This window comes from Scandinavium manionii (assembly GCF_024764775.1).
Lineage (GTDB): Bacteria > Pseudomonadota > Gammaproteobacteria > Enterobacterales > Enterobacteriaceae > Scandinavium > Scandinavium manionii.
The window spans coordinates 26032-45246 of sequence record NZ_JALIGC010000028.1 but is presented as its reverse complement, the minus strand read 5'-3'; the positions used below and the strand labels follow the sequence as shown (position 1 = coordinate 45246).

At 53.8% G+C, this 19215-nt stretch carries 16 protein-coding genes, 5 tRNA genes and 1 other RNA gene; 1 reads left to right on the top strand and 21 read right to left on the bottom strand.

What is annotated here, in order from left to right:
* Positions 1-412 precede the first annotated feature (412 nt).
* The 21 genes from MUU51_RS01155 to trxA all read right to left on the bottom strand — a co-directional run bounded on the left by MUU51_RS01155 (position 413) and on the right by trxA (position 17791).
* Positions 413-542: non-coding RNA, RtT sRNA (locus tag MUU51_RS01155), on the bottom strand.
* A 35-nt stretch (positions 543-577) separates the two neighbouring features.
* A tRNA-Pro gene (locus MUU51_RS01150) sits at positions 578-654 on the bottom strand.
* Positions 655-722: 68 nt separating this feature from the next.
* Positions 723-799 (bottom strand) — tRNA-Pro (locus MUU51_RS01145).
* A 48-nt stretch (positions 800-847) separates the two neighbouring features.
* Positions 848-934 (bottom strand) — tRNA-Leu (locus tag MUU51_RS01140).
* Positions 935-957: 23 nt separating this feature from the next.
* Positions 958-1033 (bottom strand) — tRNA-His (locus MUU51_RS01135).
* A gap of 67 nt (positions 1034-1100) precedes the next feature.
* Positions 1101-1177, bottom strand: a tRNA-Arg gene (locus MUU51_RS01130).
* A gap of 102 nt (positions 1178-1279) precedes the next feature.
* On the bottom strand, positions 1280-2665 hold the full coding sequence (gene thrP / locus MUU51_RS01125; protein ID WP_159776738.1) for a bifunctional threonine/serine APC transporter ThrP: 1386 nt from the start codon (positions 2663-2665) through the stop codon (positions 1280-1282).
* Positions 2666-2868: 203 nt separating this feature from the next.
* A complete protein-coding gene (gene wecG, locus MUU51_RS01120; protein WP_159776737.1) occupies positions 2869-3609 on the bottom strand; it encodes a lipopolysaccharide N-acetylmannosaminouronosyltransferase in 741 nt (246 codons plus the stop codon).
* Between the two features lie 11 nt (positions 3610-3620).
* Positions 3621-4967, bottom strand: a complete 1347-nt coding sequence (gene wzyE, locus MUU51_RS01115) for an ECA oligosaccharide polymerase (protein ID WP_159776736.1) — start codon at positions 4965-4967, stop codon at positions 3621-3623.
* Positions 4964-6043, bottom strand: a complete 1080-nt coding sequence (locus MUU51_RS01110; protein ID WP_258966919.1) for a TDP-N-acetylfucosamine:lipid II N-acetylfucosaminyltransferase — start codon at positions 6041-6043, stop codon at positions 4964-4966. Before MUU51_RS01110 ends, wzyE begins: the two co-directional genes overlap by 4 nt.
* Positions 6040-7290 carry a lipid III flippase WzxE gene (gene wzxE / locus MUU51_RS01105; RefSeq protein WP_159776734.1) on the bottom strand — a complete coding sequence of 417 codons (1251 nt, stop codon included), beginning with the start codon at positions 7288-7290 and terminating at the stop codon, positions 6040-6042. The genes MUU51_RS01110 and wzxE overlap by 4 nt, the downstream gene beginning before the upstream one ends.
* Positions 7290-8420, bottom strand: coding sequence for a dTDP-4-amino-4,6-dideoxygalactose transaminase (rffA, locus tag MUU51_RS01100; protein WP_258966918.1), 1131 nt, complete (start codon positions 8418-8420; stop codon positions 7290-7292). Before rffA ends, wzxE begins: the two co-directional genes overlap by 1 nt.
* Before the next feature lie 4 nt (positions 8421-8424).
* Positions 8425-9099 (bottom strand): dTDP-4-amino-4,6-dideoxy-D-galactose acyltransferase, encoded by a 675-nt coding sequence (rffC, locus tag MUU51_RS01095; protein ID WP_258966917.1) that lies wholly within the window; start codon positions 9097-9099, stop codon positions 8425-8427.
* The gene (rfbA, locus tag MUU51_RS01090) at positions 9077-9958 is read right to left on the bottom strand and encodes a glucose-1-phosphate thymidylyltransferase RfbA (protein ID WP_159776731.1); all 882 of its coding nucleotides are present in this window, start codon (positions 9956-9958) and stop codon (positions 9077-9079) included. Before rfbA ends, rffC begins: the two co-directional genes overlap by 23 nt.
* 17 nt (positions 9959-9975) lie before the next feature.
* Positions 9976-11043 carry a dTDP-glucose 4,6-dehydratase gene (gene rffG / locus MUU51_RS01085; protein ID WP_258966916.1) on the bottom strand — a complete coding sequence of 356 codons (1068 nt, stop codon included), beginning with the start codon at positions 11041-11043 and terminating at the stop codon, positions 9976-9978.
* Positions 11040-12302: a UDP-N-acetyl-D-mannosamine dehydrogenase gene (gene wecC, locus MUU51_RS01080; RefSeq protein ID WP_159776729.1), complete on the bottom strand. Its 1263-nt coding sequence runs from the start codon at positions 12300-12302 to the stop codon at positions 11040-11042. The genes rffG and wecC overlap by 4 nt, the downstream gene beginning before the upstream one ends.
* A complete protein-coding gene (gene wecB / locus MUU51_RS01075; RefSeq protein ID WP_159776728.1) occupies positions 12299-13429 on the bottom strand; it encodes a non-hydrolyzing UDP-N-acetylglucosamine 2-epimerase in 1131 nt (376 codons plus the stop codon). The genes wecC and wecB overlap by 4 nt, the downstream gene beginning before the upstream one ends.
* Positions 13430-13485: 56 nt before the next feature.
* Complete coding sequence (gene wzzE / locus MUU51_RS01070; protein ID WP_159776727.1) at positions 13486-14532, bottom strand: ECA polysaccharide chain length modulation protein; 1047 nt, start codon at positions 14530-14532, stop codon at positions 13486-13488.
* Between the two features lie 20 nt (positions 14533-14552).
* Positions 14553-15647 (bottom strand): UDP-N-acetylglucosamine--undecaprenyl-phosphate N-acetylglucosaminephosphotransferase, encoded by a 1095-nt coding sequence (wecA, locus tag MUU51_RS01065; protein WP_159776726.1) that lies wholly within the window; start codon positions 15645-15647, stop codon positions 14553-14555.
* 222 nt (positions 15648-15869) lie between these two features.
* Positions 15870-17129, bottom strand: coding sequence for a transcription termination factor Rho (gene rho / locus MUU51_RS01060; protein ID WP_049839510.1), 1260 nt, complete (start codon positions 17127-17129; stop codon positions 15870-15872).
* Between the two features lie 332 nt (positions 17130-17461).
* Positions 17462-17791 carry a thioredoxin TrxA gene (gene trxA, locus MUU51_RS01055; RefSeq protein WP_097164566.1) on the bottom strand — a complete coding sequence of 110 codons (330 nt, stop codon included), beginning with the start codon at positions 17789-17791 and terminating at the stop codon, positions 17462-17464.
* A gap of 152 nt (positions 17792-17943) precedes the next feature.
* Here trxA and rhlB point away from each other — a divergent pair, with 152 nt between their 5' ends.
* On the top strand, positions 17944-19215 hold the full coding sequence (gene rhlB, locus MUU51_RS01050; protein ID WP_159776725.1) for an ATP-dependent RNA helicase RhlB: 1272 nt from the start codon (positions 17944-17946) through the stop codon (positions 19213-19215).

Here is a 19215-nt window from a genome sequence, read left to right as displayed (position 1 = left end):
ACATCTGTCGGTGGACGATAAGCACCGTAAACGGCTCTGCGTCATTCCTGAGTTTATGAGGCGTAAACGCGAACATAAGAGATGGAATGAGCATCTACACAGATATTATTACACACGTTATGCCACTCTTGCACCCCTCAATATCAGGGAGTTAGTCGCTTTAGGAATACATGAGATGTCTCCAAACGGAGACGCTGGAATACATAAAAGGCGATGTAGCATGAAATCAGGGAATTAAATGTCGCCGTCTGGCGACATATTTACCCACGAGAAAAAACCAAGAGGAAAAATATTTTTTAAAGGGCAGAAACACCGAGTACAGAATATAAAAAGCGGCCTTCCCCGGAGCTTCTTCATCCTCTCCAGAGTACAGACGTAAAAAAACCGCTCAAAAGAGCGGTTTTTTCGAATGTGGTCGGCGAGAGAGGATGACTCGCCACTGCGTGGCTCGCCCTGCGGGCCGTTGCTAAAGCAACGTTGTCTCGCTACGCTCGACTCAAACCTCCTTCGGAAGTTCTCATCCTCTATAAACTACGGATGCAAAAAGACCAACCCGAGGGTTGGTCTTTTCTAAATGTGGTCGGCGAGAGAGGATTCGAACCTCCGACCCACTGGTCCCAAACCAGTTGCGCTACCAAGCTGCGCTACTCGCCGATGTACTGCTTTTTGAATTTTTGTTCAATTCTTGATAGAAAAAACCCTGCCGTAGCAGGGTTCAAAATTGGTCGGCGAGAGAGGATTCGAACCTCCGACCCACTGGTCCCAAACCAGTTGCGCTACCAAGCTGCGCTACTCGCCGAAATACTGCTTTTTGAATTTTCGTTCAATTCTGTTTAATTCTAAGTTGTGGTGCGAGGGGGGGGACTTGAACCCCCACGTCCTTACGAACACTAACACCTGAAGCTAGCGCGTCTACCAATTCCGCCACCTTCGCATTGCCACTGAACTCAAAATTAATGGGGTGGCTAATGGGATTCGAACCCACGACAACTGGAATCACAATCCAGGGCTCTACCAACTGAGCTATAGCCACCACTGATATTCTTTCACGCGGCCCTGTCTTTACATCACAGGCCACCGCAGCTCCAGCACCGGGTAAATGGTGCGCCCGACAGGATTCGAACCTGAGACCTCTGCCTCCGGAGGGCAGCGCTCTATCCAGCTGAGCTACGGGCGCTTAGCGCCGTTGCGGGGTCGGATATTACGGACTTCATGCTGTGCTGTCTAGTGTCTTTTTAAAGAAATTTTCCGTTTGGTTATGCTTTGCGCATTTTGTCGCTTATTCCTTCAACTCCTGGGTGCCATCAGCCCGATTGAGGCCTAACACTTTGTAAAGCACCGTCACAATGGCCAGGAAGAGAACACCGACAAACAGCGAGGTGCGCGTGTCGTCATTAAAGCCCATGCCGACCAACACACAAATCAGGAATGCCATCGTCAAATAATTGGTCCACGGGAACAGTACCGATCGGAATGGATGACTCGCCATCGCCTGCTTGTGCGCTTCACGAAAACGCAGTTGGCTAATCAGGATAACAAACCACGGCACCATGCCCGGCAGCACGCTGGCGCTATAGACGTACACAAATACCCGCTGCGGATTGGGAATGATGTAGTTCAGACAAGAACCAAGCAGCAGCACGACAATCGACACCGCCACGCCCACCACCGGCACGCCGTTACCCGAGACTTTCGCCATCGCCGACGGCAGCTGGCGGTTCTTCGCCAACGCGTACAGCATGCGGCCACAGCTGTACATCCCACTGTTGCAGCCAGAAAGCGCCGCCGTCAGTACCACAAAGTTGATGATACCCGCCGCCGCAGTGATCCCAACTTTGGCAAAGGTCAGCACGAACGGACTGCCGTTACTGCCAATTTCATTCCACGGAAAAATGGTGACGATTACGAAAATAGCGCCGACGTAGAAAATCAAAATTCGCCACAACACTTTACCCACCGCGCTGCGCAAGGTGACCTGCGGGTTTTTCGCTTCACCGGCGGTGATGCCAATCAGCTCCACGCCCTGATACGACGCCACCACGATACACAGCGCCGTCAGGAAGCCCTTCCAGCCACCAGCAAAGAAGCCGCCGTGCTCGGTTAAATTACCGAAGCCCAACGCGTGACCGCCGTTGCCGAAGCCAAAGAAAATCACCCCAAGCCCCACGACGATCATCACGATAATGGTGGTGACTTTGATCATCGCAAACCAGAATTCCAGCTCGCCGTACAAACGCACCGCCGCCAGATTCGCTAACCCCACCAACGCCACGGCGATAAGCGCCGGTATCCACTGCGCCATGTCCGGGAACCAGAACTGGGTGTAAACCCCGATGGCGGTTATCTCTGAAATCCCGACCGCTATCCACATAAACCAGTAAGACCACGCGGTGAGATAACCAAAAAATGGGCTCATGTAACGATGTGCATAAACGGCAAACGAACCAGTGACCGGTTCGAGGAACAGCATTTCGCCCATCGAACGCATGATGAAGAACACAAAGAGGCCGGCGATAATGTACGCCAGTAAAACCGAAGGACCCGCCCATTTCAGGGTGCTTGCCGAGCCCATAAACAGCCCAACGCCGATGGTGCCGCCCAGGGCGATTAATTCAATGTGTCGCGCTTCCAGCCCTCGCTGTAGCACTGGTTCTTTCTCAGCCATAGATCCTCGCGTGTTTGCCGCTTTCCGGTCGTTGCCGGTTATTGTTATGAGCAGATGTCATACCGTGGAATGTCTGACACCAACAGGCGTGCAGACTTTTAAGGGTGCGAATGGTTGAATAAAAAGGGTGAAATGGCAAATAAAGTATTAGTTATGCAAATGTATTGCACAATTGTTGTGCAATACATTTTTAGGAAGGGAGCTCAAAGATTGCCGGTATAGTGCCAGCGAAGATAGCGCAACAGGCGCAGCTGTCGGCCAATACGGCTTGGCTGCGACAGCAAACGGTAGAGCCATTCCAGCCCCAGTTTTTGCCATATTTTAGGCGCACGTTTTACATGACCAGTGAAGACGTCATAGGTGCCGCCCACGCCCATATACAGCGCGTCAGGATGAACCAGACGGCAGTCGCGCATTAAGATTTCCTGCTTTGGTGAGCCCATCGCCACGGTGACAATCTTCGCCCCGCTGGCCTGAATGCGTTCAAACAGCGCCTGGCGCTCTTCCGGTTTGAAATAACCGTCCTGGCTGCCAACGATATTCACGTTCCACTGTTGGCGCAGTTTGGCTTCGGTTTGCGCCAGCACTTCCGGCTTGCCGCCAATCAGAAATACCGGCGTGCCTTCCGCGCCCGCGCGAGCCATCAGCGCTTCCCAGAGATCGGCTCCGGCCACGCGTGACACATTGGCCTGCGGGTATTTCTTGCGAATCGAACGCACGACACTTATCCCGTCGGCATATTTAAACTCTGCGGCGTCGATAAGCGTGCGCACCTCGGCGTTGTCTTCCGCTGTCAGTACTTTCTCCGCGTTGATCGCCACCAGCGTCCCCTGCCTCATTTGCCCATCGGCATAGAGATAGTCCAGCGCATGCGCCATATCACGCCAGCCAATCAGTTGCAGGCCGCGCACGGCATAGAGCGGCGCAGCGGTTGAATCCGTCATGTGTTCCCTTATCAAACCAGAGGTTGTGGCAGCGGCCTTGAGCGTTTATTGATAAGCCCGGCGCTGTCCAGCAGCCAGTAAAGCAATTTGGCGACCAGCAGGCAGAGCCCGAAAACCACCAGGAAAAAGACCACGCGGGAAACGAACGAGTCGAGTCCTTCGCGGGCCAGCACAATCATGTTGAAGATAGCGCCAAAACAGAAACTGTGCAGAATCGCCGCTTTATAGCGGTTCGCTTCACGGTTGCCCAACTGATACAGCCAGTCAAACCATTTGATAATCAGCCCCACGACCACCGCACCCAGCGGGATAAACCATGCGCCGCCCATCACCAATAGCGAGCCAATCAGCGTCGGGGAAATCGCCAGCCCGGAATGGTTATCCAGCACTTCCCAGGTAAAGTAGTTGGCGGTATTGAGTACGATGCTCGGCCGGTCATGCCACAGCCAGCTCGGAATGAAGACATAGAAATCGCGGACAATCGGCGCCAGTCCCTGGAAGTCAATTTTGTCGTAGTTCTGCAACAGTAGCGCCAGGTTTTCCCACGGCGAGAAGGTGTCGCGCGTCAGATACAGGAAGGTATAAAACGCTTCGTCGCCGCTGACATTCATCCCATAGCGTTTTAGCGCCAGCCAGAACATGCCGACAATCCCTAACACGCCCGCCGCCGCCAGCATCCACAGTGAAATCCAGCCGCGAATGATGCCGATGAACAGGAAGATAGCAAAGGCGATGATGATATTGGCGCGCGTTCCGCCGACGATCACGTAGGTCAGCAGACCAAACGCCACGGTGCTGACGAGGAAGAAGATCCACGCTTTGCTGTCCTGACGCAGGAAATAGACGACCAGCATCGCCGGGATGAAGAAGTAGAAGAAGCGCTTGAGCGCCACGCCGGAGACTTCGCTGGAGAAAATCTGGCTGTAGGAGTGCAGCTTGAACAGCAAGAAACCGTTGTGCGCGAAGAATACACCGACGCTCAACAATGCAATCAGCGCCAGGGTCATCCACGCCAGATGGGTTTCCACCCGGTTCATGGTGAACAAAGGACGACGTTCCTTCTGAGCGCGGGCCGCACGCAGGCGCGTTTTGTACGCCACGTAGTAAATCGCGTAAAAACAGACCGCCGACAGCAGCGCCTGCAGCAGAATTCCAGGCGGCGCGACACTGACGTCAAAACGAAACACCAGCGTCATCGACAGCGGGAAGCCGAAGAAAAACGTCAGTAAAAACAGCATTGAGAAGAAGACGTTAAAGTTAAAGCGCACTCGACGAAACTCAAAGTACGTCAGCGTGGCGATAAACAGCGATGAAAACAGCCAGACCACAAACAGGCCGGTAAACTGCATCAGGCTCATTGCGCCTCTCCTGCTGCAATCTGCAGCGCGCGATGCCACGGTTCCAGATAGTTTGGACGGAAAAACGCTATCTGTGTTTTATCGACACTCGCCAGTTGTCGTTGCGCTTCACGCACCACGGCGACGTCCAGCGTATCGGTGGTGAACAGCACCGGAATGTGCTGTTCGGCCATATCTTCCCAGAACGGATTCTCCCGGTTCAGCACACACGGAATCCCTGCCTGAATCAGCAAACATAGCGTGCCAATCCCCTGCTGGCGTGGGAACAGGAAGTAGCCCAGGTCGCAGCGGCGAAGCAAGCCCAGATAATCGTCAAATGCCAGCTTTTCGCCGAGGATCTGCAGATGTTCCGCGCTGAATAGCGCTTCGCCTGCCGCGCGCACTTCGCGAATGTATTCGTCGTTATTGGCCGGGTAGCCCATCGGCACCACCACATTAACGGTGTCACCAAACTGCTGATGAATAGCCTTCAGCGCCGCGACGTGATCGTTGCTGCGATCGCCGGAGTTGCCGACAAGTATCGTCAGCGTTTGCGCTTCGTGACGCTCAGTTTCCATGTCGTTCAACGACGAGTCCATGCGCGTCGGGAAATACAACAACTCACCTTGTACCCGCGGATGTGCTTTCGCGAAGGTATTCAAATCGCCACGCGTGGCGAAGACACAGCCCACACGCCCCTGCGCCATGCGGCGAAGCGGATAAAAGAGACGGAATTTCAGGCCCCGGGAGACCTCATACAGGTCAGCGCCCCAGATATGCCAGTTAAACTGCGCGGGCTTGATACCGCCGGACAACAGCGCCAGCCAAAGGCCGGTGTTGAACTGTCCGTGGAAGAAAAACCGCTGCGTGCGGTCGGCCTTCGCTTTCTCGACAACCGCGGTAGCCAACGCTTTCTTGTCAGCATAAAAACGCAGCGAGAGATTCGGGCCTGCGGCTTGTAGCGCGCTTTCATTGCCCACCACCATAAATTCACGGGCGTGCTCGCAGCCGTCCGCCAGTTCTTCACTGAAAAACCGCAGAACGGTTTGATTATGGTGCGGGATATCCGATCCCAGTACGTGTATCAGTACAGTCATGCCCGTTTACGCCAAATTAAAAATACGCTGGTGCACAGCGCAAAATAAACGATATAGGTCGCCATATAGGCTTGCGCCGCGCCAAGCGCGCCGTGCGCGGGGATCAGCCAATGCGAGAATGCGGTCAGCAACGTGAACTGGCTAATTTCCGTCAGTACGTAGAACCGCAGCGACGCTTTGGCAATCACCAGGTAGCCGTACACATAAGCGCCCACTTTCAGCACATCGCCGACTAGCTGCCACGCGAAGAGATCGCGCATTGCAGTAAACTTCGCAGAAAACAGCAGCCAAATAGCAAAATCACGCAGCAGCCAGACGGTGAAACTTGCCGCGGCTACCGCCGGTAGTACGAACTTCAGCGATTTCGCGATTTCGCGCGTGATGTCTGATTTCTCGCTCAGCCGCGATAGCGTTGGTAGCAAATAGACGCTGAATGAGGCGGTAATAAACTGCAGGTAGGCGTCGGAAATGCTGCTGACGCCCTGCCAGATCCCCACTTCATCCCAGCTGTAATGCGCAGCCAGCAGGTTTCGCATCATCACATATGCCACCGGCAGCGTCACCGATGTGATCAACGCCATTACCGTAAATTTGCCCAACTGTCCGGCATAAAACGCATCCCACCGTGGTTTCAGCCAGGCAAACGGAATCGATCTGCGCTTCGCCATCATCACTGCGGCTGGCAGTACGACCAGCGCAGGGACTAAGGCGATACCCAACAACGCGCCTTCATAGCCGCCGAAATGCCAGCTAAGAAAATACGCTGCTACACCAATTAAGCTACCGGCAATGAGAGCCAGTGCGTTTCCGGATGCATCGCGAAAACCTTTGAGCAGCGCCAGCAGCAGGTTGGCCCACGCAATTCCCATCTGGACCAGCGCCACCAGCCGCACTAACCCTTGATAATGGGTATGCCCGAACAGCCCCTGGCTGATGGGCGCAGCGGCAACAACAAAGATGATGGCCAACAACGTGGAGAAACCCAGCACCATCGCTGACGAGGTGCCGACCACTTTGCGCAGGTGGTCGGGGTCATCGTGATACTGTGCGACATACTTAGTGACGCCGTTGAAAATCCCCGCTCCAGCGAGCACGCCGAGCACCGTCACCAATTGACGGAAGTTACCCGCCAGACCGACACCAGACGGGCCATAGGTCACTGCCAACAGTTTGACCACCAGCAGACCCGCACCAATTTTGACCAGCGTGCTGGCCGCAGTCCAGACAGATGCTTTTGCCAGCGACATCAGGCGAAGAAGCTAAGCAGAGAGTTAATCACCGTGCGCTGATTCACCGCCGCCAGATTGTAGAACAGCGGCAGACGTAGCAAACGCTCACTTTCCTGCGTGGTGTAGCGATCTTCGCCGTGGAACTCGCCAAAGGCTTCACCCGCAGGCGACGAGTGCAGCGGAATATAGTGGAACACCGCCAGGATCTCGGCCTCTTTCAGCCAGGCAATCAGCTTGCCGCGATCGGCTTCGTCACGCAGCTTGATGTAAAACATGTGTGCGTTATGCACGCAGTCGGCTGGGATCGTCGGCAGCTCAATACGGCCGGCGTCCGCCAGCGGTTTCAGCGCATCGTGATAGGTTTGCCACAGGCTAAGACGCTGCTGGTTAATACGATCTGCCGCTTCCAGTTGCGCCCACAGATACGCCGCCTGCAAATCGGCCATCAGGTAACTTGAACCGATATCGCGCCAGGTGTATTTGTCGACCTGCCCGCGGAAGAACTGACTGCGATTGGTGCCTTTCTCGCGAATGACTTCGGCACGCTCAATCAGTTTAGGATCGTTAATCAGCGTCGCGCCGCCTTCACCACCGGCGGTGTAGTTTTTGGTTTCATGGAAGCTAAAGCAACCGATATGCCCGATGGTGCCCAGCGCACGGCCTTTGTAAGTCGACATCACACCCTGGGCGGCATCTTCCACCACGAACAGGTTATGCTTTTTGGCGAGCGCCATGATGGTGTCCATTTCACAGGCTACGCCCGCATAATGCACCGGCACGATGACGCGGGTTTTCTCGGTGATCGCCGCTTCAATCAGCGTTTCGTCAATGTTCATGGTGTCGCGGCGCACGTCGACAAAGATGATTTTTGCGCCACGCAGCACAAAGGCGTTAGCCGTGGACACAAAAGTGTAACTCGGCATGATGACTTCATCGCCGGGCTGGATATCCAGCAGCAGGGCCGCCATTTCCAGCGACGCGGTGCAGGATGGGGTTAACAGCACTTTGGCACTGCCGAAACGCTGCTCCATCCACTGCTGACAGCGACGGGTGAAACCGCCGTCGCCGCACAGTTTGCCGCTGCCCATGGCCGACTGCATGTAATCAAGTTCAGTACCTACAACCGGCGGTGCGTTAAAAGGAATCATCGTGTCACCTGTATAGCCAATAGGCGGTACTTTCGGGGACAGCACCGCTTTGAGTGTAACGTTTAAGTGCCGCGGTATTGCCCATTTGGGTCGCTACCCGCAGCGTATTCAGTTGGCGCGCATGCGCCCAATGCACAGCAGCCTGCATGAGAATGTCACCCGCACCACGCCCTGCCAGCAGCCCAATCCGGGCCTCGCTGTCATTCAGTTGACGCAAAGTAACAAAGGCGCGGATAGCCGCGTTCTCATCGCGGAAAACCAGGCATTGATGATCGAACGTGCCGCGCACTGCATTTTCAATCCACTGCGCGTAAAAACGGCCACTGGCATCGGCGGCGTACCAGGGCGCGCGAAAGCGGCTCTGCGCAAACGCCTGTGCGGCTAGCTCTCGTAGCCGGGGAATGTCTTCTTCGGTAGCAATCTCAGCCTGCGGGTCAACGCTATCCGTCACCGTTAGCCGGAAATCAATTTCCCCTTCCACCAGCTGAAAACCGAGCGCTTGCAACGCGTCGAGCCAGTCGGTGCGCTGCGCCGGGATTTTCGCCTGCACGCGTGACCAGTTCGCCAGTTCTTCGGCGTGAAGTTCCGGCGTATCATCAGCCATGCGAACAATCGCACTGCTGATACCAAAAAACTGCGTTTCCCAGTGAAGGGGATCAATACTGGCGCGGACGGGCACGAAGCAACTCCAACAGATACTGGCCGTAGCCGGTTTTGGCTAACTGATTGGCCGCACGTTTTACGCCGTCATCATCAAGCCAGCCGTTGCGCCAGGCAATCTCTTCCAGGCAGGCAATTTTGAATCCCTGACGTTTTTCGACCGTCTGCACGAACATGCTGGCCTCAATCAGGCTGTCATGTGTGCCTGTATCCAGCCACGCAAATCCGCGTCCGAGAAGCTCCACGGTTAGCTTACCGTCATCGAGATACATCTGGTTAATGGAGGTGATTTCCAGCTCACCGCGCTCTGAAGGTTTCACGCGTTTGGCGTACTCCACCACGTTGTGGTCATAGAAATAGAGGCCGGTGACCGCCCAGTTAGACTTTGGCTCTTTGGGCTTTTCCTCCAGCGAGATTGCGCGGAAATTGTCGTCGAATGCAACCACGCCGAAACGTTCAGGATCCATCACCTGATAGCCAAAGACGGTTGCGCCTTCGGTACGCGCGGCAACGCTACGCAATTTCGGGCTGAAGCCCTGGCCGAAGAAGATGTTATCGCCCAGCACCAGGCACGAAGGTTCCCCGTTCAGGAACGTTTCACCGATGATAAACGCCTGCGCCAGACCATCAGGACTTGGCTGCTCGGCATAACGCAGCTCGATACCAAATTCAGACCCATCACCCAACAGACGCTGGAAGTAGCTTATATCTTCAGGTGTGGTGATGATCAGAATCTCACGGATCCCCGCCAGCATGAGCACTGACAGGGGGTAGTAGATCATCGGTTTGTCGTAAATGGGCAGCAGCTGTTTGGAAACACCGCGGGTGATAGGATGCAATCGGGTGCCAGAACCGCCGGCCAGAATAATGCCTTTCATATGTCCTCCCGGGAGAGTTAGCCTTTCAGGCCGAGACGTTCGCCCTGATAACTGCCATCCAGAACCTGTTGCCACCAGGCCTGATTCGCAAGGTACCATTGGACCGTTTTGCGCATTCCGGTTTCAAATGTTTCTTCCGGCGTCCAGCCCAGTTCACGTTCAATTTTTGCCGCATCGATGGCGTAACGCACGTCATGCCCGGGTCTGTCGGTTACGTAGGTGATCAAATCCTGATACCTGGCGACGCCTTCAGGCTTTTGCGGTACCAGCTCTTCAAGCAGTGCACAGACGGTGCGAACCACATCAATATTCTGACGTTCGTTATGGCCACCGATATTGTAAGTCTCGCCCACGACACCGGTAGTCACCACGCGGTAAAGCGCGCGAGCGTGATCTTCCACATAAAGCCAATCGCGCACCTGCTGTCCATTGCCATAAACCGGCAGCGCCTTGCCCGCCAGAGCATTCAAAATCGTCAGCGGGATAAGCTTTTCCGGGAAGTGATACGGCCCGTAGTTATTCGAGCAGTTGGTGACCAGCGTTGGCAGACCATACGTTCGCAGCCATGCCCGCACCAGATGATCGCTGCCTGCTTTTGACGCTGAATAAGGGCTGCTTGGCGCATACGACGTGGTTTCGGTGAAGAAATCATCGCTGCCATGCAGGTCGCCATACACTTCATCGGTGGAGATATGATGGAAACGGAACGCCGATTTTTTATCGTCTGCCAGGGTATTCCACCAGCCGCGCGCCGCTTCTAATAGGGTATAGGTGCCAAGAATGTTGGTTTCGATGAACGCCGCAGGACCGTCAATGGAACGATCGACATGACTTTCTGCCGCCAGGTGCATGACCATGTCGGGCTGATGACGGGCAAAAACAGCGTCCAGCCCCTGACGGTCACAGATATCGACCTGCTCAAAGGCGAAACGATCGCTTTGTGAAACAGGGGCAAGCGAGGCAAGATTTCCGGCGTAGGTCAGCTTATCAACCACGACAACGCTGTCGGTGGTTTCACTGATGATGTAACGCGCCACGGCGGAGCCAATAAAACCCGCGCCGCCGGTCACCAGAATCTTTTTCAACGCCATACTCCTTTGGTGTCCACCACAAACGCCTGCTTGAGGCTGTCGCCGTCTACGGCTTTGAACTGCTTGTGATCAACCAGCATCACCAGCACGTCGGCATCATTCAGAGCGTCATCCAGAGAAACTAGCGTCGCTTTATCGGTAAGTTTTTTCGGCAGTTGATGAACGTTGGGCTCGACCACCAGCATTTCACCGCTGTGCCAGTCAGCAATCAGCGTCGCGATTTCCATCGCCGGGCTTTCACGCAGATCGTCGATATTCGGTTTGAATGCCAGCCCGAAACAGGCAATTTTGACGTCACTGGCACGCTTATCGCTGGCGGCCAGGCAATCGGCGACCATGGCTTTCACCTGATTCATTACCCAATGCGGTTTATGGTCGTTCACTTCACGCGCGGTGCGAATCAATCTCGCATGCTGCGGGTTCTGCGCCACGATGAACCATGGGTCAACGGCGATGCAGTGTCCGCCCACGCCCGGTCCAGGCTGGAGAATGTTAACGCGCGGATGACGATTCGCGAGGCGAATCAGTTCCCAGACGTTGATCCCCTGATCGGCACAAATCAGCGACAGTTCGTTGGCAAACGCGATATTCACGTCGCGGAAGCTGTTTTCCGTCAGTTTGCACATTTCTGCGGTACGGGCGTTGGTTACGACACATTCCCCTTCAAGGAAAATATTGTAGAGTTCGCTGGCGCGCGCGGAGCATACCGGCGTCATGCCGCCGATCACGCGATCGTTTTTAATCAGTTCAACCATCACCTGGCCTGGTAGCACGCGCTCCGGGCAGTAGGCGACATTCACATCAGCCTGTTCGCCTGTCTGCTGCGGGAAGCTCAAGTCCTGACGCATTTCTGCCAGCCACTCGGCCACCTGTTCCGTCGCGCCCACTGGAGAGGTGGACTCGAGGATCACCAACGCGCCCTTCTTGAGCACTGGCGCAATGGCGCGGGCGGCCGCTTCGACAAACGCCATATCAGGCTCATGATCGCCTTTAAACGGCGTAGGCACGGCAATCAGGTAGGCATCGGCTTCAACCGGCATCGTGCTGGCGCGTAGATAGCCGCCTTCGACCGCCGCTTTGACGACCTGACCGAGATCGGGTTCAACGATATGGATTTCGCCGCGGTTGATAGTGTCTACCGCGTGCTGATTGATATCCACACCCACCACCTGTTTCTTGCGTGAGGCAAATGCAGCTGCCGTTGGCAGGCCGATGTAGCCAAGGCCGATGACAGAGATGGTCGAAAAACTCATAGCGCTTCCTGATTGTGTTTGAGTGCTGACAAAATTCGACTACAGGCCTGGCCGTCACCATAAGGATTATGGGCCCGGCTCATCGCCTGATACTCCTTCTCGTCACGCAGCAATCGCGTAACTTCATTCACTATGTTCTGACGATCAGTGCCGACCAGACGAACGGTTCCGGCATCTACGGCCTCTGGGCGCTCAGTGGTATCTCGCATCACCAGCACCGGTTTCCCCAGCGATGGGGCTTCTTCCTGAATGCCTCCAGAATCAGTAAGGATCAACCATGCACGATTCATCAGCCAGACGAACGGCAGGTAGTCCTGTGGATCAATCAGAAAGACGTTATCCACATGACCAAGAATGCGGTTAACTGGCTCGCTCACGTTCGGGTTGAGATGAACCGGATAAACGACCTGAACATCCGGGTTTTCAGCAGCCACTTCTGCCAACGCCTGGCAAATCTGCTCAAATCCCTGACCGAAGCTTTCGCGACGATGGCCCGTGACCAGGATAAGCTTTTTGTCGCTGTCTAAGAATGGATAACGGCCAGCCAGCTCGCTGCGTAAGGACTCATCGGCCAACACGCGGTCGCGCACCCAGAACAGCGCATCAATAACAGTATTGCCCGTGACGACGATGCCCTTGTCGGAAATGTTCTCGCGCAGTAGATTCTGGCGCGAATTTTCTGTCGGGGCGAAATGATAGATCGCCAGATGGCCCGTCATAGTACGGTTGGCTTCTTCCGGCCACGGAGAATAGAGATCACCCGTGCGCAGACCAGCCTCAACGTGCCCGACCGGGATTCGCTGATAAAATGCGGCCAGGCTCGCGGCCATGGTCGTGGTGGTATCACCGTGCACCAGTACAACATCAGGCTTGAAAGATTCCAGTACCGGTTTTAAGCCCTGCAGAATCCGGCAGGTGATTTCCGTCAGTCCCTGTCCCGGGCTCATCACGTTGAGATCGAAATCTGGAACGATGGAAAACAGCTTGAGCACCTGATCCAACATTTCCCGATGCTGAGCCGTGACGCAGACTTTGGCCTCAAAATGTGGGTCATTTGCCAAAGCATGGACAAGCGGCGCCATTTTAATCGCCTCTGGACGTGTGCCAAATACGGTTAATACTTTCACATCAGTTCTCTTTGAATAGGTGGCGACGACGCAATCCGCCTCACCACGAATTGCTGTTAGCGGGTGCGACGACGCACTAACGCAACGCCTGCGCCAATCAGCGCACCGACAATGCCCCACATCACCATCAGAAAGACGCGACGCGGACTATCGCGTTTTACCGGCTCTTCCGGTGTGCGTAAATAACGGTAGGTCTGAAAACGAGGATCGAGAGTTGGCCCAACATTGAGCGTGGTCAGCATCGCACGATTCTGGTCGTAGTCGAGATCAAAATCAGGACCAACAGATTGTAGATTTTCGAGTCTTGCCTGCAGCATTGGGCGACCGAGCAGGAACAGTTCGGAGTCAGGCAGCTGCTCTGCCGGAACATCTGTTTCGCTGCGGGAAATATTGTTCTGCTGCGCCACTTTCAATGCTTGCTGAACGCTGTGAATATTACGGTCGAAAATTGACTGAGCAACTTCTTCCTGGCGCTTAACCTGCGCCTTCATCTGAATAGTGCGTGCCGCCCACGCGCCTTTCAGTTCATCATTCAAATGACCTGCCGCTCTCTGGCTGGCAAAAGCCACATACTGACGCAGCAGATTGTTAGCATCCGGGGCCGTTTCTGCCACCAGCTTGATACTGTCGTTCACGCTTTTCAACGGGTCACCTGGCATGAACTGAATATCGTTAATTAAGTCGTCCAGCAGTGCGGCATCGGCACGCGCATTTCCTGACTGACGCTGCTTGTAGTAGTCCGTTTGCGACCAGAACTCGCGCCGGGTATCCCATGACGCCAGCTGCATGATGAACTCTTTGTACGATTCATCCATGGCAGAAGGCTGATCGGGGCTCGCCAGATTCGCTTTGATATCCAGGTTGCGTAAAAACTGCTGCTGGGAATAGTAGCCCCCCAGCATGTTGACCGTCGGCCGGTCAGTGATAGCGGTCGCGCTCCACTCCTGCCGGGCAAAGAAGGTGTAGACAAGCACAATCAGAGCAAACAAAAAGGCAATGCCGACAATCCAGCGCTTTCCTGCCCATAACGTACAAAACAGACCGCGAATATCCAGCTCATTTTCAGCGCTCACTGAGTTTGCTCCCGGTAATTGTTGTGTCATCTCTCTTCCAGGTCTTTAGGTTAAATTGGACGTGTAGCGCTTTTGCGACGCATTTTTCTTTTCACACGTTTGATAAAACGAGCCACCTTCCACGCACGTTTAATACAGTAGCCATACAGGAAGAAAGCAACCAGGAACAAGATCAGCATTCCCCACTCAGGAACGATATGCGTGTATTCCCCTAAAACACCAATGCCTGCCAGCAGCGCCGCTGCGAGGGTAATCAGGACGAACGCCTGTCGAGAAGTAAAACCCGCTCGCATGATGAGATGGTGAATATGCTGACGGTCAGGTGAGAACGGGCTCATCCCTTTGCGAAGACGACGGTACATAATCGCTACCATGTCCATCAGTGGAATAGCAATAATCCACAATGCTGTCACAGGGCTGATAGGATGGGTTTTACCTTGCGTGGTTTCCAGCAGGATCCAGATAACGGTAAAGCCTATTAGTGTGCTTCCTGCATCACCCATAAAGACTTTATAGCGTCTGCCCAGAATACCTAAATTGAGCAGGATGTACGGTACAATCGCGGCAATCATCGCGAAGCACCATATCGCCAGGCTTGTTTGCCCGTCAAACCACAGAATCATCCCCATTGCGGCGAACGAGACGCTTGAAAGGCCGCCCAACAGACCATCAATCCCATCAACCATGTTAAAGGCATTGATGGCTGCCCAGACGGCGAACAACGTCAGGAAATAGCCAAAAGGACCCAGGACCAATTCCCAGGAACCAAAAATATTGCCCAGGCTTCTGAGATAAAGCCCACCGACATACATCATTACAATGCCAATGAGGGCCTGTACCGTTGCGCGAAATTTGACGCTGATATCAAATCTATCGTCCAGGGCACCCACCAACACCAGCACACCCGCGCAGGCCAGGTAAAGTGCCGCATGAGGTATGTAGACATTGACGATTGCAAATGTGAAGCAGATTCCCGCATAGACTGAAATGCCACCCACCAATGGAATCAATCCTTGATGACGTTTACGGAAGTTGGGTTTATCCACCAGACCCACTTTTTTCGCGACTTTACGAGCGAAAAAGAGGAACAGGGTTGTGAATAAAAAAATACTGATCAGGTCAGTACTGGCGGTCAGTAAATTCACAATTGGTGCTCTCTGGAAAAATTATTACCGAAAGTATACTCATGATAGCCGTTCGCCTGAAGAGGAATACGACTGAGTTTTAAGGGATTTGTTGGTATTTTGAGCAGAATATTGCGACATCAATTAAAAACTCGCAAATTTGACCATTCCGCTCACTCAAATAAGTATGCACTAAAACAAAAACGCCACGCGGTTGCGTGGCGTTTTGAAGTCTCGCGAAACTTACGAACGCTTCATCATATCGAAGAAATCGTCGTTGGTTTTGGTCATCGCCAGCTTATTAATGAGGAATTCCATCGCGTCGATTTCACCCATTGGATGGATGATTTTGCGCAGGATCCACATTTTCTGCAGCTCTTCCTGAGTGGTGAGCAGCTCTTCTTTACGCGTACCAGAACGGTTGTAGTCGATAGCAGGGAACACGCGCTTCTCAGCGATTTTACGCGCCAGATGCAGTTCCATGTTGCCGGTACCTTTAAATTCTTCGTAGATAACTTCATCCATTTTAGAACCGGTATCAACCAGCGCGGTAGCGATGATAGTCAGACTACCACCCTCTTCCACGTTACGCGCAGCACCGAAGAAGCGTTTCGGACGGTGCAGTGCGTTCGCATCCACACCACCGGTCAGGACTTTACCGGAAGCCGGTACGACGGTGTTGTAGGCACGAGCCAGACGAGTAATTGAATCGAGCAGAATGATAACGTCTTTCTTGTGCTCGACCAGGCGTTTAGCCTTCTCAATAACCATCTCCGCAACCTGAACGTGGCGAGAGGCTGGCTCATCAAAGGTAGAAGCAACAACTTCACCTTTAACCAGACGCTGCATCTCGGTCACTTCTTCCGGACGTTCATCGATAAGCAGAACCATCAACACGCAGTCTGGGTGATTGTACGCGATGCTTTGCGCGATGTTCTGCAGCAGCATAGTTTTACCGGCTTTCGGCGGTGCGACAATCAGACCACGCTGGCCACGACCAATCGGTGATGCCAGATCCAGTACGCGAGCGGTTAAGTCTTCAGTTGAGCCATTCCCACGTTCCATACGCAGACGAGAATTCGCGTGCAACGGCGTTAAGTTCTCGAACAGAATTTTGTTACGCGCATTTTCCGGCTTGTCGTAGTTAACTTCGTTAACTTTCAACAATGCAAAGTAACGCTCACCCTCTTTAGGAGGACGAATCTTACCGGAAATGGTGTCACCTGTACGGAGGTTGAAACGGCGGATTTGGCTGGGGGAAACGTAGATGTCATCGGGACCGGCAAGGTAGGAGCTGTCTGCGGAACGGAGGAAACCAAATCCATCCTGCAGAATCTCCAGCACACCGTCGCCAAAGATATCTTCGCCACTCTTCGCGTGCTGCTTCAGGATGGCAAATATGATGTCCTGTTTGCGCATACGGGCTTGGTTTTCCAGCCCCATATTTTCGCCGAGAGTAATCAGCTCAGAAACCGGCGTATTCTTTAATTCGGTAAGATTCATAGTGGTGTGAGGGGTAAATCTCGAACGTATGTTGTGAATGGTATGGCAGGGTCATCCATGCCTGTTTACGGCCATCAACTCATGCCTGTACGCTGCCTGGTCAAAGGAAAGGACGCAGAACTGAAACGACGAGACGGAAAGAGTGATATGCCTGGAATCTATCAACTTCACGCGTATAAAGATGTGGTACGGGAAGTATTGGCTAAATCAGATTCAAACTACATAAGGTATGTTTAAAACGAAGTCAACGTTAACTTAGCACGACTCAGGGCGGGCGTCCAGCGGTCCCGACATTTTCGGAACAGCGGACGCCACATCAACCCAGTACTGGATCAGGCGAGGTTTGCTTCGAGGAATTCTTTCAGCTGGCCTTTAGACAACGCACCCACTTTGGTCGCGGCGACTTCACCGTTTTTGAACAGCAGCAGAGTTGGGATACCGCGAATGCCGTATTTCGGCGCAGTGCCCGGGTTCTGGTCGATGTTCAGTTTTGCAACGGTCAGCTTACCTTCGAACTCTTCAGCGATTTCATCCAGAATCGGAGCAATCATTTTGCACGGACCACACCACTCTGCCCAGAAATCAACGAGGGTAACCCCGTCAGCTTTGAGTACGTCCGTGTCAAAACTATCGTCAGTCAGGTGAATAATTTTATCGCTCATATATAACTCCACAGGAATAAGCCTGGTGTGTTGGTGTAGCATTAATCAACTATCAACGTCATGTTGATGTTGCTTTAGCCAACTAAAAGGTTGGCGTTATTTCACCGGATACGCTTTCTTAATGCAATAGTAAGCTGATATTCTACCACACTATGAGCAAAACACATTTAACTGAACAGAAGTTTTCCGACTTCGCCCTGCACCCTCAGGTGATTGAAGCCCTTGAAAAGAAAGGGTTTCATCATTGCACTCCTATTCAGGCACTCGCACTCCCGCTGACACTGGCAGGACGTGATGTTGCAGGACAGGCGCAAACCGGAACCGGCAAAACGATGGCGTTTCTGACGTCAACGTTCCATTACCTTCTCTCTCACCCTGCTGCTGAGAACCGCCAGGTTAACCAACCGCGTGCGCTGATTATGGCTCCAACGCGTGAACTGGCTGTTCAAATCCATGCTGATGCAGAACCGTTGGCAGCGGCCACCGGCCTGAAGCTGGGTCTCGCTTACGGCGGCGACGGTTACGACAAACAACTTAAAGTACTGGAAAGCGGCGTCGACATTCTGATCGGTACCACCGGTCGCCTCATTGACTACGCAAAACAGAATTACATCAACCTGGCGGCAATTCAGGTTGTCGTGCTGGATGAAGCGGATCGTATGTACGATCTGGGCTTTATTAAAGATATCCGCTGGCTGTTCCGTCGCATGCCACAGGCTAACCAACGTCTGAACATGCTGTTCTCTGCGACCCTTTCTTACCGCGTACGTGAACTCGCGTTCGAGCAAATGAACAACGCCGAGTATGTGGAAGTGGAACCGGAGCAGAAAACCGGGCACCGCATCAAAGAAGAACTCTTCTATCCGTCTAACGACGAGAAGATGCGCCTGCTGCAAACGCTAATCGAAGAAGAATGGCCAGATCGCGCCATCATTTTTGCCAACACCAAGCACCGCTGCGAAGACGTATGGGGCCATTTGGCTGCCGATGGTCACCGCGTTGGTCTGCTGACCGGCGACGTGGCGCAGAAAAAACGCCTGCGTATTCTGGATGAATTTACCCGTGGTGATCTCGATATTCTGGTCGCGACTGACGTTGCTGCCCGCGGCCTGCACATTCCTGCCGTGACGCACGTCTTTAACTACGATCTGCCAGATGATTGCGAAGATTACGTTCACCGTATTGGTCGTACCGGTCGTGCTGGCCTCAGCGGCCACTCCATCAGCCTCGCTTGTGAAGAGTACGCGCTGAACCTGCCGGCTATCGAAACCTATATCGGTCACTCGATTCCGCAGAGCAAGTACAACCCGGATGCGCTGATGAGCGATTTGCCGAAGGCATTGCGCCTGACGCGCACACGTCCAGGTAACGGTCCACGCCGTTCTGGTGGCGGCGCACCGCGCAACCGTCGTCGTTCAGGTTAA

Bases quoted from the DNA above. Each gene is read 5' to 3' on its own strand.
- thrP (WP_159776738.1), bottom strand. From the start codon at position 2,665: ATGGCTGAGAAAGAACCAGTGCTACAGCGAGGGCTGGAAGCGCGACAC.
- wecG (WP_159776737.1), bottom strand. From the start codon at position 3,609: ATGACGGATTCAACCGCTGCGCCGCTCTATGCCGTGCGCGGCCTGCAA.
- wzyE (WP_159776736.1), bottom strand. From the start codon at position 4,967: ATGAGCCTGATGCAGTTTACCGGCCTGTTTGTGGTCTGGCTGTTTTCA.
- MUU51_RS01110 (WP_258966919.1), bottom strand. From the start codon at position 6,043: ATGACTGTACTGATACACGTACTGGGATCGGATATCCCGCACCATAAT.
- wzxE (WP_159776734.1), bottom strand. From the start codon at position 7,290: ATGTCGCTGGCAAAAGCATCTGTCTGGACTGCGGCCAGCACGCTGGTC.
- rffA (WP_258966918.1), bottom strand. From the start codon at position 8,420: ATGATTCCTTTTAACGCACCGCCGGTTGTAGGTACTGAACTTGATTAC.
- rfbA (WP_159776731.1), bottom strand. From the start codon at position 9,958: ATGAAAGGCATTATTCTGGCCGGCGGTTCTGGCACCCGATTGCATCCT.
- wecC (WP_159776729.1), bottom strand. From the start codon at position 12,302: ATGAGTTTTTCGACCATCTCTGTCATCGGCCTTGGCTACATCGGCCTG.
- wzzE (WP_159776727.1), bottom strand. From the start codon at position 14,532: ATGACACAACAATTACCGGGAGCAAACTCAGTGAGCGCTGAAAATGAG.
- rho (WP_049839510.1), bottom strand. From the start codon at position 17,129: ATGAATCTTACCGAATTAAAGAATACGCCGGTTTCTGAGCTGATTACT.
- trxA (WP_097164566.1), bottom strand. From the start codon at position 17,791: ATGAGCGATAAAATTATTCACCTGACTGACGATAGTTTTGACACGGAC.
- rhlB (WP_159776725.1), top strand. From the start codon at position 17,944: ATGAGCAAAACACATTTAACTGAACAGAAGTTTTCCGACTTCGCCCTG.